We start from the raw sequence: 15,080 nt of genomic DNA, 5'->3' as shown, positions 1-15,080 counted from the left end.
CTTACTTGGTGGTGCCGGCGCTACCGGTCCGGCGGTCGAGCTCCCGGGCGACAGTCTGCACAATATCGGCGTCGGCAAGGCTCTCTGGAATACAGGTATGTGTCAGCCCTGCCTGATGGGCCTGTTCAGCAACCCGGTTGGCAGGGACCACAAGTAACGTTTTATCAGGATTATGGCCACTATTCTTACTCAGTGCGATGAAATTGTTCAATGTTTCCCCCGAAAGGGTGACGACGACCTCCGGCAGAAAGCATAGCAGAGCCTCGTCTATCACGGTTTTGTCGTGGTGGGGCTGGTGGCGCCGGTAAAGCGGCAGCAACGTGACATCGGCGCCCCGCTCCGTCAGCGTCTGGAGGATCAGTTCGCGGCCTTCCTCGCCGCGGACCAACAGCACTTTTTCATGGCGGAAGTGTTGCAGAGAGGGCATGGCCAGCAGGGCTTCGCTGGTCCAGCCACTGGTGGGTTTGCGAGGGCGCAGGCCATGGCGGGCAAGAGCGGCGGCGGTTCCGCTGCCGACGCCGTACCACTGAATGCCGCTGGGCCATTGCGGCCACCAGTTGTCTGCAAGGGCCAAAAACAGGGAGGCCGCGTAAGGGCTCACCGCGATGACGTGGGAATACAGATCGAGGTTCTGGATCAGCGTGCGGATTTCCGGAGTTTCCGGCAGAGGTTCCCGGGCGATCAACGGAAGCACCCGCACCTCGGCCCCGGCGTCACGAAAGCCGTTCGCCAGGCGCGAGGCCTCGGGTTCCGGCCGGCATATGAGAATGCGACGGCCGGCCAGGTTGCGGCAATCAGGTCGGGGTGTGGCCATAGATCTCTGCCAGCACCTTGTCGGCTCCCATGGCCAGCAGGTCTTCTGCCAACTCGCGGCCCAGACGTTCACCTTCCGCTCTTGGCGCCCGCCCCTCCACCCGGAAGATCTGGGTGCCATCCACCGCGCCCACAAGGCCTCTCAGCCAGACGGTGTTGCTGTCTTCCAGCAGCGCGTAGGCGGCAATCGGTACCTGGCAGCCGCCCTGCAGGCGGCGGTTGAGTGCGCGCTCGGCCTTGACCCGGTCGGAGGTGTCCGGGTGGTTCAGCGGCGCCAGCATGGCCTGCAGTTCACCGTCGTCGAGACGGCATTCAATACCCAGGGCACCCTGGCCAACGGCCGGCAGCGACAGCGAATCCGGCAGGCAGTAGCGGATGCGGTCGTGGAAGCCGAGGCGTTTCAGGCCGGAGCTGGCCAGCACGATGGCGTCGTAGTCGCCGGCGTCCAGCTTTGCCAGACGGGTGTTGACGTTGCCGCGCAGCACACGAATCTGCAGATCCGGGCGATAGGCCCGCAGCTGGGATTCGCGGCGCAGGCTGGCGGTGCCCACCACCGCGCCCTGGGGCAGGGCGTCAACCGTGTCGTGGTTGTTGCTGACAAACGCATCCGTCGGGTCTTCCCGTTCGCAGATGGCGACCAGCCCGAGACCTTCGGGGAATTCCATCGGCACGTCTTTCATGGAGTGCACCGCCAGATCCGCGCGCCCATCAATCATGGCTTCTTCCAGCTCTTTGACAAACAGGCCCTTGCCACCGATTTTGGCGAGGGGAACGTCGAGGATCTTATCGCCCTGGGTTTTGATTTTCACCAGTTCCACGATGACGTTGTCGTGAAGCCGTTCCAGCTCGGATTTGATGAATTCCGCCTGCCACAGTGCCAGGGCACTGCTGCGGGTTGCGATACGAAGGGTGCGTTTTGACATGGGGTGCCTTGCCAGTGAGAAAAAGTGTTCGCCAAGGTTACCTTGGCGAGGCGAAAAAGTCCCGTGAGCACCGTTGCAGGCTGTCCGCAAGGAGGTTGTGGTGATCAGCCCGGCTGGTGTTCCTGCAGCCATTGCTTGACGGCGCCGGTGTGGCGGCGGCTGACTGGCAGCTCGCCGCGGCCGTCGCGCAGTATGACGGCGCTATGACCGTTGGCGTCTCGGGACAGCGCCCGGATGAACGCCACCCCGACCAGGGTATGGCGATGGATGCGCAGCAGCGCCTCGGGGTGACTGCTCTCCAGTTCTTTCAGGGTGTAGTCCGACACGGTCTCACCACGGGTGTGGTGAATGGTGACGTACTTCTGGTCAGCTTCGCAGTAGAGGATTGCCCCGATGTCGATCAGCTCGGTGCCGCGGTGGGATTTGATCGCCAATTGCCCGCCGGCGTCGGCGCCGCGGCTGCTCAGTGCCTGTTGCTGCACCCGGTTGACCTGACCGGTGCGCTCGAGAGCCTCGGCCAGCGCCTCCCGGCGTACGGGCTTGAGCAGATACGCCGCCGCGCGAACCTCGAAGGCCTTGATGGCGTAGTGGTCGTAGGCGGTGCAGAAGATCACGGCGGGTGGATTGTCGAGCTCGCTGATCGCAGCGGCGACGTCCATGCCATCCATACCGGGCATGCGGATGTCCAGCAGAACGATGTCAGGGCCCAGCTCCGCCACCTGTCTCAGAGCGCTGCCGCCGTCCGCGGCCTCGCCACACATGCGGTAGCCGGGAATGTCGTCGATCAGCCGGCGGATGCGATCCCGCGCCAGGGGCTCGTCATCGGCAATCAGTACATTTTTTGGTGGCAGGTTTGCGTGTGTCATGGGTGTCAGTCACTGGTGTTCGGGCGGTGCTCTGCACGCGGGGCCGCGTTCTGATCGGCGGTCCGGCGTGGCAGCCTGAGGGTAACAGTGTACACGTCGTTCTGGTGGCTGTGCTTCAGCACCGCCTGCTCACCAAACAGCGCCAGCAGCCGCGACTGGATGTTGGCCAGCGCCATGCGGTTGCCGTCGTGATGGCTGTTGCCGGCGTCCGGGCGAGGGTTCTGCACCATCACGTACACAAACTGGCCACGGCGGGACGCGTCGAGTTTTACCGTGCCACCTTCGGGCCGGGGCTGGATGCCATGATAGATGGCGTTCTCCAGCAAGGGTTGCAGGGTCAGTGGCGGAATTGCCTGCTTGTCGAGATCCGGCGCAATGTGCCACTCCAGAGTGAGCCGCTCGCCGAGACGCAGAGCTTCAATGTCCAGGTAGCGCCGGCACAGGTCCAGCTCGTCTTTCAGGGGAATCAGGCGGTCGCCGCTGCGCAGACTGGCGCGGAACAGCTCCGACAGATCCAGTACCGCATCCTCGGCCCGCTCGGGATTGACCGCGATCAGGCTGGCGATGGTGTTCATGCTGTTGAACAGGAAGTGGGGGTGGATGCGTGCCTGCAAGGCGGTCAGCCGCGCCTGCATTTCTGCCTCCCGCTGTTGTTGCCACTGGTGCTGGAGATAGAAATAGCGCAGCACCATCAGCGCAATCAGCAGCGCCAGCAACAGTTTCTTGGCAATGGCCTGCCAGTCGATCATCCCTGGCTGGGAGTGCAGCACATTGTCGGCAAACAGGCTGAAGGCCAGCACGTCGAGCAATACGATGGTGAGCATGGCGAGGGTGGCACGGGTAGTGGTCAGCCGCGCCAGCCGGCTGCGCAGCAGGCAGATCAGAGCGGCACTGGTGAGCACTGTCCACTGCACGAACAGCGACAGCAGGCCGAAATAGTTCCAGTCGATCCAGCCGCCTTCCGCCTGCACAATGGACAGCACCAGCACCATCAGTTCGCTGGTAATCAGCAGCAGAAATACCGAACGCACCCGGCACAGATCCGGAACGTAGAAATCGCTGGTTTTCGGTGCTGCTGCCATTACATCCTGATCCTGAACCGGGAGCACAACAGGACGCGCGGCAATGCTATAATCCCGCGATCATCCATTTACTCACTCCCGCAAAATAATGCCGGGCTGTCAGCAGGAAAGATAGACCATGACGGATCAGAAAAAGCCTGACCAGAGCACAACCCCTGAAAAACCCTCGGAGAAACCCTGGGGTGGTCGCTTCAGCGAGCCGACCGATGCCTTTGTGGAACGCTTCACCGCGTCCGTTGGTTTCGACCAGCGCCTTTACCACCACGACATCACCGGCTCCATCGCCCACGCCACCATGCTGGCGGAAGTGGGTGTACTGACGCCCGACGAGCGAGACAGCATCCTCGAAGGTCTGAAGGCGGTCAAGGCTGACATCGAAGCGGGTACCTTCGAATGGTCCGTCAGCCTGGAAGATGTGCACATGAACATCGAGGCGCGGCTGACCGACCGCATCGGCATTACTGGCAAGAAACTCCACACCGGCCGCAGCCGTAATGATCAGGTGGCCACCGATATCCGTCTCTACTTGCGGGACGAAATTGACGTCATTGCCGAAGAGCTCACACGGCTGCAAGCCGGCCTGCTGAATCTGGCCGAGCGCGAAGCCGACACCATCATGCCGGGCTTCACCCACCTGCAAACAGCGCAGCCGGTCACTTTTGGCCACCACTTGCTGGCCTGGTACGAGATGCTGGTGCGCGACGCCGAGCGCCTGCAGGATTGCCGCAAGCGGGTCAATGTGATGCCGCTGGGCGCCGCGGCACTGGCGGGCACCACCTACCCCATTGACCGCGCCATGACCGCCCGATTGCTGGGCTTTGACCGGCCCACCGAGAATTCGCTGGATTCGGTCAGTGACCGGGACTTTGCCATCGAATTCTGCAGCTTTGCTGCGCTGCTGATGACGCACCTGTCCCGCTTCAGCGAGGAGCTGGTGTTGTGGACATCGGCCCAGTTCGACTTTATCGATTTGCCGGACCGTTTCTGCACCGGCTCATCCATCATGCCCCAGAAGAAGAATCCGGATGTACCGGAACTGGTGCGCGGCAAGACCGGTCGGGTCAATGGCCACCTGATCTGCCTGTTGACCCTGATGAAGAGCCAGCCACTGGCCTACAACAAGGACAACCAGGAAGACAAGGAACCGTTGTTCGACACTGTGGACACCATCAAGGGCTGCCTCAAGGCCTACGCTGACATGATTCCGGCGATTCGCGCCAAGGCCGACAACATGCGGGTGGCGGCCAAGCGCGGCTTCTCCACAGCGACCGACCTGGCGGACTATCTGGTCAAGAAGGGTGTGGCCTTCCGCGACGCCCATGAGATTGTCGGCAAGGCCGTCGCATTCGGGGTGGCAGAGCACCGCGATCTGTCTGACATGACTCTGGAAGAGCTGTCGCGTTTCTCAGACGTCATTGGCGGGGATGTGTTCGACGTGCTGACCCTGGAAGGTTCCGTGCAGGCGCGGGATCATCTTGGCGGTACCGCACCGAATCAGGTCCGTGCCGCCGTGGCAAGGGCTCGCCAGCAGCTCTGATCCGGGGTTGCAAGGAATCGGCGGCCTAGCCGCCGATTCGCCCGGTGCTCAGATCCACCGCCGCCGGCTTCAGCTCGTTCAGCGGGCGCGGCCGGTACAGGCGGAATCCCTGTCCGTAGTGAATCCCCAAGGTGCGCACTTTGCGCAAGGTGTCGTCGGTTTCGATAAACGTGGCTACCGTGGTCTTGCCGGAGGCTTCGGCAATCTTGTGCAGCGCTTCCACCATTACCTGCTGCACCGGGTCGTCATGGAGATGCTGCATCATTTTCCGGTCCAGTTTGATGATGTCCACCGGCAGCTTCGCCGCGAGGCTGTAACTTTCCACGGACGCACCGGCGCCGTCCAGCGCGACCCGGCAGCCGATCCGGTGCAGGGCGTCGCACAGCACCGCGACGTCGTCCGGGTACTGGGTGGCGTGGGACTCCCGAATCTCCAGGCAGAAACATTCCGGAGCGAAGGGTGAATCGGCCAGCGCGGACTCCATGAAATCCGCGAAGGTGTCATCCAGCACGCTGGCCAGCGACAGGTTGAAACCACAGTACTTCAGCCGGGGTTCCAGCAGGCGCTGGCTGTTCAGCCACTGCAGCGTCTGGCGGATGACCTGGCGATCCAGCAATTTGGCCAGATCAAAACGCTCGGCAACGGGTAGAAACTCGCCGGGCTGCAGGCAAGGCTGCTCCGGGGTCTCGCCGGGAATCCGTGACAGAATCTCGATGTGGTCGCCCCAGGTGACACTGGCGACCGGGCGCAGCGCCTGGTATTCCAGAATCAGCCGGTCGTTGTCCAGCGCATCACGGATCTGCTCGGCGAGTTTCCCGGCACCTCCGTCCCCGGCCCGGTGAGACAGGGCGTGCGCGGCGTGAATGCGGTTGCGCCCCGATGTCTTGGCGGTATGGCACAGGTCCGCGGCCTGCCCGAGCAGTTGCTCCGGATCGTCGGGAAGGTCATCGGTCAGCATCAGCAGGCCGCCGCTGGCGGTGGTTTGCAGCTGCTTGCCCTGCCAGTCAAAGACGAAACCGCTGATCAGCTCCAGGATGTTGTCGGCAATTTTGCGGGCCTTGACCTCGGGGCAGTTTTCGATGAGCAGCGCGAAGGTATCACCGGACAATCGTGCCAGGGCATCGCGCTGGCGCACGCGAACCCCGAGGTTGCTGGCCAGTTCGCGAAGGTAACGATCGCAGGGGCCACTGCCGGCGTGTTCGTTGATGCTGTTGAAGTCATCCAGGTCGAGATACAGCAGGCTGTCGGTGCTGTCTTTACGACGGGCCTGCTCCATCAGCCGCCCGAGCCGGTGAATGAAGGCCTTGCGGTTCATCAGCCCGGTCACTGGATCATGGCGTATCCGATACTCGTTGTTGGCGGCGGTGTTGACCCGGGCACTGATGTCCCTGCCCACGTAGACTGCGCCGGTGACCTCCCCCTGAGGGTTGGTGAGGCGTTGATAGTGGAACTCGTACACCGGCAGCTCTCGGTTTTGCTGGGCCAGCGGCATTTCCACCACAAAGCTGTCGCGCTCGAACGCCCGGTTCCACAGCCGCTCGATCAGCCGGCGCTCGTTGGGGAAATCCTGCAGCATGTCGATCAGGTTGGCGGTGGCGCGGGGGAGCAGACCGAAGGTGTGGGTAAACTGGCGGGCAAAGGCCTGGTTAAAATGCAGCAGGTTGAGCTGTCGGTCCACCGCCACCACCAGATCGTTGGTGGCATTCGTGGTCGCACTGAGGAGCGTCCGCGCCTGCCGCTGGCCTTCTTCCCGCGTCATCTCGGCTGTGTGATCCACCAGAGTGCCGCCCAGTCTGCAGACACGGCCGTTTTCTTTCAGGGCGCGACCGTTGAGGCGGACCCGCCTCCGCTCCTGCTTCGCGGTCTGCAGGTCGAGCATGACCGAAAAGGGCTGGCCGGTGTGGATGCAACGGCGGAACAGTGCCCGTACCCGGTTCTGGCCGGTCTGACAGTAGAACAGCGCCTGTTCGGGTGTGATCTCCGTGCCCACCCGCAGTTCCAGCAGGGCGTAGAGACCATCGGTCCAGCTCAGCTGGTTGGTTCGGACGTCAAGTTCCCAGAGTCCGAAGCCGGCGGAGGATTCCGCCAGGCGGACCAACTGGTGGTCAATGGGGGAGTGGTCCCGCAGTGTAATGTAGGCATTGGCGGCCTGATCGGAATCCCGCATCGTCATGCGCAGGCTGAGACAGGCTGTGAAAAAGAAGCCTTCCTTATGTCGGAAGGTGATCATCACCGGTTCGCCGCTTTCGATGCGATGGCGATTGGCGGGCGCAAAGGGGTCGTCCTGGCGCGCGGCAATAATGTTGTGAACCGGCCGGCCTTCAAGCTCGCTGGCGTCAAAGCCCAGCACCGCATCGGCGTGGATGTCCGCGAAGGTGATGATGCCCTCGTCATTGATGCGGATCAGCGTGCGGCGATCCGCGGGTCCGGAAGTATCGGACCGATAGCGACGGATAAAGAATTCTTTCACGACGGGGAAGCCTCAGCCAGTGTCTCGCCGGGAGTGTAAAGCAGTCCCGCTTTTATTTTTTTGCCGGTTTTGCCACGATGCGTCCATCATACTGATAATACCATCGGAAAGAACCTCTCCCGCGGAGCTACCTTGACCAGTCACAGTCTGCCTATTGCCCTGGATTTCGACGAGGGTATTGATCGAAAGACGCTGCGCCGGTTGCGGGATCGATTTCTGATGGTCAACGAACAACGCTGGCAGCGAACCCATTCCGCCCTGACGTATCGGCAGCAGGTGGTTCTGGAGGTTCTGCCGCTGGTTTTCCATCTCAATCATCCCTCATTGCCGGGCTACCTTGATCGGGATTGTCCCTACGGCCTGACCCGCTACCAGCCGTCCGAGCCGACGCTGAACGCGGCCAAGCGGCTGGCCCGTACCTTTTCGGTCAAGGACGAGGGGCGTCGCCGGCCGGATATCGACGCTCTGTTTCTGATGGGCAGTCCGGGCACTCTGGGGCACTCCGTCGCCAGCGATCTGGACGTCTGGCTCTGTCACCGGGCGGACCTCTCCGGGCGGGGCGTGCGCTGCCTTGAGCGCAAAGCCGAACGGCTGGCGGCCTGGGCGGCCAGTCTTGGTGTCGAGTTGCATGTGTTCGTGTTTTCCGCCGCAGACTGGCGAGAGGGGCGGCAGCGGGCCGAGGTTACCGGGGAAAACTGCGGCAGCGCCCAGCACTATCTGCTGCTGGACGAGTTCTACCGCACCAGCATCCATCTCGGTGGCCGCGTGCCCCTGTGGTGGCTGATACCGGCCAGCAAGGAAGCGCAGTACGATGAATGTGCACGGCAGCTGATTGAATGCCGCTTCATCAAGGGGGATGAGTACATTGATTTTGGCGCGGTGCCGTCGATTCCCCAGGCAGAGTTTCTTGGCGCGGGTGTGTGGCAGCTTTACAAGGGCATCGATGCGCCCTGGAAATCGATTCTCAAGCTGCTGCTGATCGAGTGTTACGCCCGCGATACGGATCAGCCGCTGCTGTCCAGTGTCTTCAAGGCCTCAATCTATGGTGGCGAGACCTGCGCCGACCGGCTCGACCCCTACGTGCTGCTGTACGACCGCCTCGAGCGCTGGCTGCTGGCGCAGAATGCCCCGGAGCGGCTCGAGCTGGTGCGGCGCAGCCTGTATCTGAAGTCGGGTCTGCCCTTATCCCGGAAGGAATCGGTGGTCGGCAGCTGGCGGGCCGGGTTGCTTCAGCAGCTGGTGGTCTCCTGGGACTGGCAAGCGACGGAGTTGCGCAATCTGGACAACCGCCAGCAGTGGCGGGCGGAAGGAGTGATGACGCTGCGCCGCACCATCGTCGCAGAACTGACCCACAGCTACCGTTTGTTGTCGCGACTGGCGCGGGAACATGGCGGCGAGGCCGCCATCAGCGCCACCGACATGCATCTGCTGGGGCGCAAGCTTTACGCCGCCTTCCAGCGTAAGGCCGGCAAAATCGAACAGATCAACCCCGGACTGGCGCCGTCACTGGCGGAGGAGAACCTGGCGTTTCATCACCAGTCCGAGCAGGGTGGTTCACCGGGCCAGAATGGCTGGCTGTTGTACCGCGACCTTGAGGATCCGTCGGATGCGTTCTGGCAGCCGGTGATCCGCCGCAGTGGCAACCTCAGTGAGTTGATGGTGTGGTGTTACTGCAACGGCTTGTTGAACCGCGCCACCCGTCTGAACGTTCGGGCCGGCACCAGCACGGCCTCGGTGTCTGAATTGCGTGAGATGCTGGATGCGCTGTGCCAGTTTGTGCCGTTTCCGGTCGCGCCGGCCAGTCGCGAGGCGTTGTCCCTTGGGGTGAAGCCCTTGCGCAACCTGCTGTTCGTCAATGTCGGTGTCGACCCTCAGGCGCACCTCACTGACCGCGGCCTGCACAAACTCAGCGCCCGCCACGATTCTCTGGGCTTCAGTGGTGGCCGTGACAACCTGGTATCGACCATTGATCAGGTCACTCTCAACAGCTGGCATGAGGTGAGCCTGCAACATTACGCCGCCGGGGATACCCTGATCCAGTGCATCAAGAACATCCTGGCAGCGGTGGTAGCGGCGCCGGCCAGCCTGCCGGAAATTCTGGTTCACAGTCATAACAAGGGGCACGGCACCGCGATCGCGCGGCGGGTGCAGGAGCTGTTTGCGGATGTCCTGCGGCACTACTTCGCCGGCGGCCTCGGCCCCCACCCTCTGCGTTACGTGATCGAAATGGACCGGCGTTATTTCGTGCTCCAGTTTCACGGCAACGAGCCCGGTTTCGTTGCGCTGGACAGCGCCGGAGCCCTGATGGAGCAACTGGCGCGTCCGCAGGAACAGTATGTTCCCGTGGTGTTCGATCGCGGCGCATTACTGGACAATCTGCTGCTGCGCACCGTCTGCCATGCCAGTGAGCCGGCCAACGTGCAGGTGTTCTATCGGGTGGCCGGGGAGGTTGCCACGGTGTGGGTGGTGGACGAACTCGGAGCGGTGGTCAGCTGGGAGCAGCCATTCACCAATCGTCGTTACCTGCTGGTGCCGTTGTTGCGTTTCCTTGACAATCTGGTGGAGCGGCGCCAGTTGCGACAGCTGCACAGCGTGGCCGGGATGGCCGGCATCCAGTGTTATGAGCTGGTGCGTCGTGATGGCGACTGGAAAGCCGAGCGTCGTTTTGATGAAGACACCAGCGTTACCCTGCCGGGGCTGGAAGTGCAGGCTGTTGGTGTGCAGGAGGGGGATAGCCACCTGCGCTTTGATATCTTCTGCGGTGATCAGGAGTTCACCGTGCAGGAATACGGCGATCAGCTGATCCCGGCGGTGGCGCACTATATCCGCTCCGCGCGTCAGCCCGGAGAACATTACCCGGTGTACCTGACCGACGTGCATCTGCCCCATGACCTGGATCCGCAGGTCTACCAGCAGGATATCCAGACCACACAGTACCTCTACTACCGCGCTGCCCTGGAAGAATCGCTCAATCGTCAGTTATTGGGGTGAGGTGTGCCCTCCCAGCCTCGCCCGCCGGCCGTCGAGTCAGGTATACTGCGGCCATATCAGAAACAGGGGCAGAGGCCATGCAGGCGTGGAAAACAGTAGGGGTCGGGCTGGTGCTGGCGGGCGTTCTGGCCGGCTGTGGGCAGAAAGGCCCGCTGTACCGGGAAGCGCCCGACAACATCGCCCGTGATGCTGTTCAGGAGAGTCGCAGCGACGACACCAACCGCGAACAGGACGCCGACGCGTCAACACGCTGAGCCATCGCCCGGCTAACGGAATCAGGATTTTCATGGATCATTTCAATTATCGTAACGGCCAGCTGTACGCGGAAGACGTGCCGGTGGCTGACATTGCCGCGGAGTTCGGAACCCCCGCGTATGTCTATTCCCGTGCGACGCTGGAGCGTCATTACCGCGCCTATGATGAGGCGCTCAAAGATCATGCTCATCTGGTGTGCTACGCAGTCAAGGCGAACAGCAACCTGGCGGTGTTGAACGTGCTGGCCCGCCTGGGTGCCGGCTTCGATATCGTCTCTGCCGGCGAGCTGGAACGGGTTCTTCGAGCCGGCGGCGATCCGGCGAGGGTGGTGTTCTCCGGCGTTGGCAAGCAGCCCTGGGAAATGAAGCGCGCGCTGGAAGCAGGCGTCCGCTGTTTCAACGTGGAATCGGATACCGAGCTGGATCGTCTCAACGCGGTTGCCGGTGAGCTTGGCACCCGCGCACCGGTGTCGCTGCGGGTGAATCCGGACGTGGACGCCGGAACCCATCCCTATATCTCCACAGGCCTGAAAGAAAACAAGTTTGGCATCGATATCACCGAAGCGCCGGCTGTGTATGCGCGTGCGGCGGCCATGCCCAACCTGGAAGTGATCGGCGTGGATTGCCACATCGGTTCACAGCTGACCACCCTGGCACCGTTCCTCGATGCGCTGGACCGGGTGTTGGCTCTGATTGACGCGCTGGCAGCGCAGGGCATCAGCATTCGTCACCTCGATATGGGCGGCGGCCTGGGCGTCACTTACGATCATGAGCAGCCTCCTCAGCCCTCGGATTACGTTCAGGCCCTGGCCGAACGTCTGGGCGGCCGGAATCTGGAGCTGGTGCTTGAGCCCGGTCGGTCCATCGCCGCCAACGCCGGCATCCTGCTGACCCGGGTTGAGTTCCTCAAGTGCACCGAGCACCGTAATTTTGCCATCATTGATGCGGCCATGAATGACCTGATCCGGCCGGCACTGTACAGCGCCTGGCAGGCCATCATTCCGGTGCAGCCGCGCCAGGACGGTGAAGAAAAAGCCTGGGATCTGGTGGGACCGGTGTGTGAGACCGGTGACTTCCTCGGCAAGGATCGAAACCTGCGCCTGCAAGCGGGTGACCTGCTCGCGGTGCGCTCTGCCGGTGCCTACGGCTTTGTCATGAGTTCCAACTACAACAGCCGTAATCGCCCGCCGGAATTGATGGTCGACGGTGACCGGGTGCACGTGGTGCGCCGCCGCGAAACTCTGGACGACCAGCTCGGTCCAGAAAGCTGCTTGCCGGAATGAGTTCGGACATGGGCAGGAACGATGACACCAGGCCACAACGGCCGCAGGGCCCGGCCATGCGGTTTACCAAGATGCATGGCCTGGGCAACGATTTCATGGTGGTGGATGCCATCAGCCAGCCCTTCCGGCTGCGCCCTGACATGATCCGAGAGCTGGCGGACCGCAACTTTGGTATCGGTTTTGACCAGTTGCTGGTGGTGGAGCCACCGGGGTTGCCGGATGTGGATTTCCGCTATCGCATCTTCAATAGTGACGGCTCGGAAGTCGAGCAGTGTGGCAACGGTGCCCGCTGCTTTGCCCGTTTCGTGCGTGACCAGCGTCTGACCAACAAGCGCGTGATCCGCGTGCAAACCGCCAAAGGCGTGATTGAATTGCGGGTCGGCCGTGATGGCCTGGTGATGGTGAACATGGGGGTGCCCGAGCTCAACCCGCCGGCGATTCCGTTTGCGGCGGATCAGCGCAAGAACGTGTACACCGTTGAGGTAGATGGCCAGACCGTCGAGCTCAGCGCCGTGTCCATGGGCAATCCTCACGGTGTGCTGCTGGTCGACGATGTCGACAGCGCGCCGGTGGAAACGCTGGGCCCGAGTCTGGAAAACCATCCCCGCTTTCCCGCGCGGGCCAACATCGGCTTTCTGCAGGTGATCGACCGTGGCCATGCCCGCCTGCGGGTGTTCGAGCGTGGCTCCGGAGAAACTCTGGCCTGCGGCAGTGGCGCCTGTGCCGCGGTGGTGGCCGGACGCCTGCGGGGGCTGCTGGATGCGCGGGTGGAAATCGAACTGCGTGGTGGGCGGCTGATCATCGAATGGCAGGGTGAGGGTACCCCTGTTATGATGGAAGGGCCTGCGGCGACGGTGTTTGAAGGCCAGATTCGCTTGCCCGGAGACAACCCGGGGCGGCGTCGCAAAGGCAGCCGACCGCCAAAAACAAGGTCCTGAACAGCAGGAGAGCAACATGACAGAACAAACGGCCCAGCAGAAGGCCGGAGGGCTCACCCGGGAAGAGATTGCAGATTACCTGCGTAGCCACCCGGATTTTTTTGTGGATCAGGATGAACTCCTGCGCAGCCTGACCCTGCCGCATGACAGCGGTCGAGCCATTTCGCTGGTTGAGCGCCAGGTACATCTGTTCCGTGAGCAGCGCGACACACTGAGGCGTGAGCTGGTGGAACTGGTGTCCATTGCCCGCCATAACGACCGCCTGTTCGAGAAAAGCAAGCGCCTGCTGCTGCAGGTGATCGAGGCCCGCAACCTGAACGACATGGCCTCCGCCATCGATGACAGCATCCGCGGTGACTTTGGGCTCGATGCCGCCTCAGTCTTGTTGTTTACCGATGCCGATTTGCCGCAGACCTCCCAGGGTGCCCTGCACGTGGTGTCGCCGGAGCAGGCCGAGGAGCGCCTTGGCAACCTGCTGGATGGCGCCCGCGCTGTGTGCGGCCAGTTCCGTGAGTCCGAGCGCGCCTTCCTGTTTCCTGACCGGGAAGAGCCCATCGCGTCGGTCGCGCTGGTGCCTCTGCGCGGTGAGACCGGTTTGCTGGGAGTGTTTGCGGTGGGCAGCTGCGAGCCGGGGTATTTTGATCAGAGCATGGGCTCCCTGTTTCTCACCTACATCAGCGATACCCTCAGCCGTCTGTTGCCGCCGATGGTGCAACGCCATACCGGCACCGCGTCCGTGGCTGGTGTCATCGCCGAGTCCCGCTGAGCGTGGGGACGTCCGGAGACGCCGAGGAGCTGACAGACGCCCTGTCGGCTCCGCTCTCTGCTTTCCTGGTTCACCTCGCCTCTGAAAAACGCCATTCGCCTCGTACCTGTGACAGCTACCAGCGCGATCTGCAGCGTTTTGGTGACTGGTTACAGGGCGGTCAGGCGTCTGCCTGGCACGACGTCAGCGGCCACGATGTCCGTCGCTACGTCGCTTCGCTCAGCCGCGAGGGTCTGGGTGGCCGCAGTATTGCCCGGCACCTGTCCGCCATTCGCCGCTTCTATCAATATCTGCTGCGAGAAAAGCAGGTGCGGGACAATCCGGCGCTGGATATTCGTGCCCCGAAGTCAGGGCGGCGCCTGCCCAGGGTGGCAGATGTGGACCAGCTCAACCACCTGCTGGATGCCCGCCCCGATGACCCGCTGGAAGTACGCGACCTGTGCATGTTCGAACTGATGTATTCCTGCGGGCTGCGTCTGTCCGAGTTGTCTGGGCTGGATCTGGATGCGGTGGATGCCCGCGGCGGTGAAGTCCGTGTTCTGGGTAAAGGCAGTAAGGAGCGCGTGTTGCCGGTTGGTCGCAAGGCCCTGCAGGCTCTGTCTGCCTGGCTGGCGGTGCGCCCGGGGCTGGCCACCGAATCCGAGCGGGCCCTGTTTGTCAGCCAGCGCGGCGGGCGACTCAGCAACCGCAGCATTCAGGCCCGGTTGGGCCGCTGGGGCGTTGCGAAAGGCGCTGAACAGCGACTCCATCCACACATGCTTCGCCATTCCTTCGCCAGCCATCTGCTGGAATCCAGCGGCGACCTCCGTGCCGTTCAGGAGTTGCTGGGCCATGCGGACATCGCCACCACCCAGGTCTATACTCATCTTGATTTCCAGCATCTGGCCCGCGTGTATGACCAGAGCCATCCACGCGCGCGCCGACGGGGTGGATCGGATGACAGGCAACAAACACATGAAACACAAGAAACACCCTGAACGACCTGTTCGTTCACCGCCGGGAGAGCCCAATGACATCGGATCAGTCCTGGAAGGAAAAGTACCTTCAGGAACTTGAGTCAGCAGAACAACGGCAAAAACAATGATTCCCGCTTGCCAAACTGATACATGCTGTTAGGGTATCTAGATGGACCTTTTCTTCAGCACTAGCAAGTTCAA

The 15,080-nt window shown here is 62.5% G+C and carries 12 protein-coding genes; 7 read left to right on the top strand and 5 right to left on the bottom strand.

Annotated elements, in window-relative coordinates; all coding sequences use genetic code 11:
- Position 1 precedes the first annotated feature (1 nt).
- The 4 genes from MLC70_RS15160 to MLC70_RS15145 all read right to left on the bottom strand — a co-directional run bounded on the left by MLC70_RS15160 (position 2) and on the right by MLC70_RS15145 (position 3,684).
- Positions 2-814 (bottom strand): uroporphyrinogen-III synthase, encoded by an 813-nt coding sequence (locus tag MLC70_RS15160; RefSeq protein WP_248185208.1) that lies wholly within the window; start codon positions 812-814, stop codon positions 2-4.
- A complete protein-coding gene (gene hemC / locus MLC70_RS15155) occupies positions 795-1,736 on the bottom strand; it encodes a hydroxymethylbilane synthase (protein WP_248185206.1) in 942 nt (313 codons plus the stop codon). The genes MLC70_RS15160 and hemC overlap by 20 nt, the downstream gene beginning before the upstream one ends.
- A 104-nt stretch (positions 1,737-1,840) precedes the next feature.
- Positions 1,841-2,602 carry a LytR/AlgR family response regulator transcription factor gene (locus tag MLC70_RS15150; protein WP_248185204.1) on the bottom strand — a complete coding sequence of 254 codons (762 nt, stop codon included), beginning with the start codon at positions 2,600-2,602 and terminating at the stop codon, positions 1,841-1,843.
- Between the two features lie 5 nt (positions 2,603-2,607).
- The gene (locus tag MLC70_RS15145) at positions 2,608-3,684 is read right to left on the bottom strand and encodes a sensor histidine kinase (RefSeq protein WP_248185202.1); all 1,077 of its coding nucleotides are present in this window, start codon (positions 3,682-3,684) and stop codon (positions 2,608-2,610) included.
- Positions 3,685-3,802: 118 nt separating this feature from the next.
- Between MLC70_RS15145 and argH the strand changes: the two genes are divergently transcribed.
- A complete protein-coding gene (argH, locus tag MLC70_RS15140; RefSeq protein WP_248185199.1) occupies positions 3,803-5,221 on the top strand; it encodes an argininosuccinate lyase in 1,419 nt (472 codons plus the stop codon).
- A 25-nt stretch (positions 5,222-5,246) separates the two neighbouring features.
- On the opposite strand, the gene MLC70_RS15135 is transcribed toward argH, so the two are convergent.
- Entirely contained in the window at positions 5,247-7,691 is a 2,445-nt protein-coding gene (locus MLC70_RS15135) for an EAL domain-containing protein (RefSeq protein WP_248185198.1), read from the bottom strand.
- Positions 7,692-7,823: 132 nt separating this feature from the next.
- Between MLC70_RS15135 and MLC70_RS15130 the strand changes: the two genes are divergently transcribed.
- From MLC70_RS15130 to xerC, 6 genes are all read left to right on the top strand, one after another.
- Positions 7,824-10,682, top strand: a complete 2,859-nt coding sequence (locus tag MLC70_RS15130) for a class I adenylate cyclase (protein WP_248185196.1) — start codon at positions 7,824-7,826, stop codon at positions 10,680-10,682.
- A 77-nt stretch (positions 10,683-10,759) separates the two neighbouring features.
- Complete coding sequence (lptM, locus tag MLC70_RS15125; RefSeq protein WP_248185194.1) at positions 10,760-10,936, top strand: LPS translocon maturation chaperone LptM; 177 nt, start codon at positions 10,760-10,762, stop codon at positions 10,934-10,936.
- 32 nt (positions 10,937-10,968) lie between these two features.
- Complete coding sequence (gene lysA / locus MLC70_RS15120) at positions 10,969-12,219, top strand: diaminopimelate decarboxylase (RefSeq protein ID WP_248185192.1); 1,251 nt, start codon at positions 10,969-10,971, stop codon at positions 12,217-12,219.
- Between the two features lie 8 nt (positions 12,220-12,227).
- The gene (gene dapF / locus MLC70_RS15115) at positions 12,228-13,157 is read left to right on the top strand and encodes a diaminopimelate epimerase (RefSeq protein ID WP_248185190.1); all 930 of its coding nucleotides are present in this window, start codon (positions 12,228-12,230) and stop codon (positions 13,155-13,157) included.
- A gap of 16 nt (positions 13,158-13,173) precedes the next feature.
- Complete coding sequence (locus MLC70_RS15110) at positions 13,174-13,923, top strand: DUF484 family protein (RefSeq protein ID WP_248185188.1); 750 nt, start codon at positions 13,174-13,176, stop codon at positions 13,921-13,923.
- 41 nt (positions 13,924-13,964) lie between these two features.
- Entirely contained in the window at positions 13,965-14,900 is a 936-nt protein-coding gene (xerC, locus tag MLC70_RS15105; protein WP_282448488.1) for a tyrosine recombinase XerC, read from the top strand.
- Positions 14,901-15,080: the final 180 nt, after the last annotated feature.

This window comes from Marinobacter goseongensis (genome assembly GCF_023156235.1).
Lineage (GTDB): Bacteria > Pseudomonadota > Gammaproteobacteria > Pseudomonadales > Oleiphilaceae > Marinobacter > Marinobacter goseongensis.
This window is presented reverse-complemented; position numbering and strand designations above follow the sequence as displayed.